This is a genomic window from Streptomyces sp. NPDC031670, assembly GCF_055580545.1.
Window position 1 is genome coordinate 1 of sequence record NZ_JBVILC010000061.1, and the last position, 1,787, is coordinate 1,787.

The window sequence follows — 1,787 nt, forward strand, 5'->3', positions numbered from 1 at the left end:
GCGGACTGCTTCGACGCGGCCCTGGACGCCGCCCGCATCGCCCTGGCCTACCGCACCCCCGTCTTCCTGCTCTCCGACGGCTACCTCGCCAACGGCTCCGAACCCTGGCGCATCCCCGGCACCGGTGAACTGCCCGACCTGCGCACCCAGTTCGCCACCCAGCCCAACCACCGGCTCGCGGACGGCACGGATGTGTTCTGGCCCTACAAACGCGACCCCCGCACCCTGGCCCGTCCCTGGGCCGTCCCCGGCACCCCCGGCCTGGAACACCGCATCGGCGGCATCGAGAAACAGGACGGCAGCGGCAACATCTCCTACGACCCCGCCAACCACGACCACATGGTCCGCACCCGCCAGGCCAAAATCGACGGCATCGAGGTCCCGGACCTGGCCGTGGACGATCCCGACGGGGCCCGGACCCTGGTCCTGGGCTGGGGCTCCACCTACGGACCCATCACCGCCGCCGTCCGCCGCCTGCGCACCCAGCGCCTGCCCATCGCCCAGGCCCACCTGCGCCACCTCAACCCCTTCCCCGCCAACCTCGGTGAGGTGCTGCGCCACTACGACACCGTGGTGGTCCCGGAGATGAACCTCGGCCAGCTCGCCACCCTCATCCGCGCGAAATACCTCATCGACGCCCAGTCCTTCACCCAGGTCAACGGCATGCCCTTCAAAGCCGAGCAGCTCGCCACGGCCCTCAAGGAGGCCCTCCATGACTGAGACGACTCCGGCACCCACCCCGCTCTCCCTGGTCCCCAAGGCCGAGGCCCGGCAGTCGATGAAGGACTTCAAGTCCGACCAGGAAGTGCGCTGGTGCCCCGGCTGCGGCGACTACGCCGTCCTCGCCGCCGTCCAGGGCTTCATGCCCGAACTCGGCCTCGCCAAAGAGAACATCGTGTTCGTCTCCGGCATCGGCTGCTCCAGCCGCTTCCCCTACTACATGAACACCTACGGCATGCACTCCATCCACGGCCGCGCCCCCGCCATCGCCACCGGCCTCGCCACCAGCCGCCGCGACCTCAGCGTCTGGGTCGTCACCGGCGACGGAGACGCCCTCTCCATCGGCGGCAACCACCTCATCCACGCCCTGCGCCGCAACGTCAACCTCAAAATCCTCCTCTTCAACAACCGCATCTACGGCCTCACCAAAGGCCAGTACTCCCCCACCTCAGAAACCGGCAAAATCACCAAATCCACCCCCATGGGCTCCCTCGACGCCCCCTTCAACCCCATCTCCCTCGCCCTCGGAGCCGAAGCCACCTTCGTCGCCCGCACCATCGACTCCGACCGCACCCACCTCACCCACACCCTGCGCCAGGCCGCCGACCACCCCGGCACCGCCCTCATCGAGATCTACCAGAACTGCAACATCTTCAACGACGACGCCTTCCAAGCCCTCAAAGACCACGACCAGGCCCCCGAAACCCTCATCCGCCTCGAACACGGCCAACCCATCCGCTTCGGCACCAACCACCACAAAGGCATCACCCGCGACCCCACCACCGGCGACCTCCACATCACCGACATCACCCCCCACAACGAATCCCGCATCCTCATCCACGACGCCCACAACCCCTCCCCCACCACCGCCTTCGCCCTCTCCCGCCTCGCCGACCCCAACACCCTCCACCACACCCCCATCGGCGTCTTCCGCAGCACCCACCGCCCCGTCTACGACACCCAAATGGCCGACCAACTCGACCAAGCCACCGAACAACACGGCAAAGGCGACCTCACCACCCTCCTCACCGGCAACGACACCTGGACCGTCACCCCCTGACACCACC

General features: G+C 68.0%; 1 protein-coding gene and 1 pseudogene. Both read left to right on the forward strand.

Annotated features, from left to right (window positions below; all coding sequences use genetic code 11):
* Window positions 1–720: pseudogene (locus ACZ5ID_RS37000) on the forward strand (2-oxoacid:acceptor oxidoreductase subunit alpha); the annotation flags it as partial.
* Window positions 713–1,780 (forward strand): 2-oxoacid:ferredoxin oxidoreductase subunit beta, encoded by a 1,068-nt coding sequence (locus tag ACZ5ID_RS37005; RefSeq protein WP_468907199.1) that lies wholly within the window; start codon window positions 713–715, stop codon window positions 1,778–1,780. The pseudogene ACZ5ID_RS37000 and the gene ACZ5ID_RS37005, both read left to right, overlap by 8 nt.
* Window positions 1,781–1,787 lie beyond the last annotated feature (7 nt).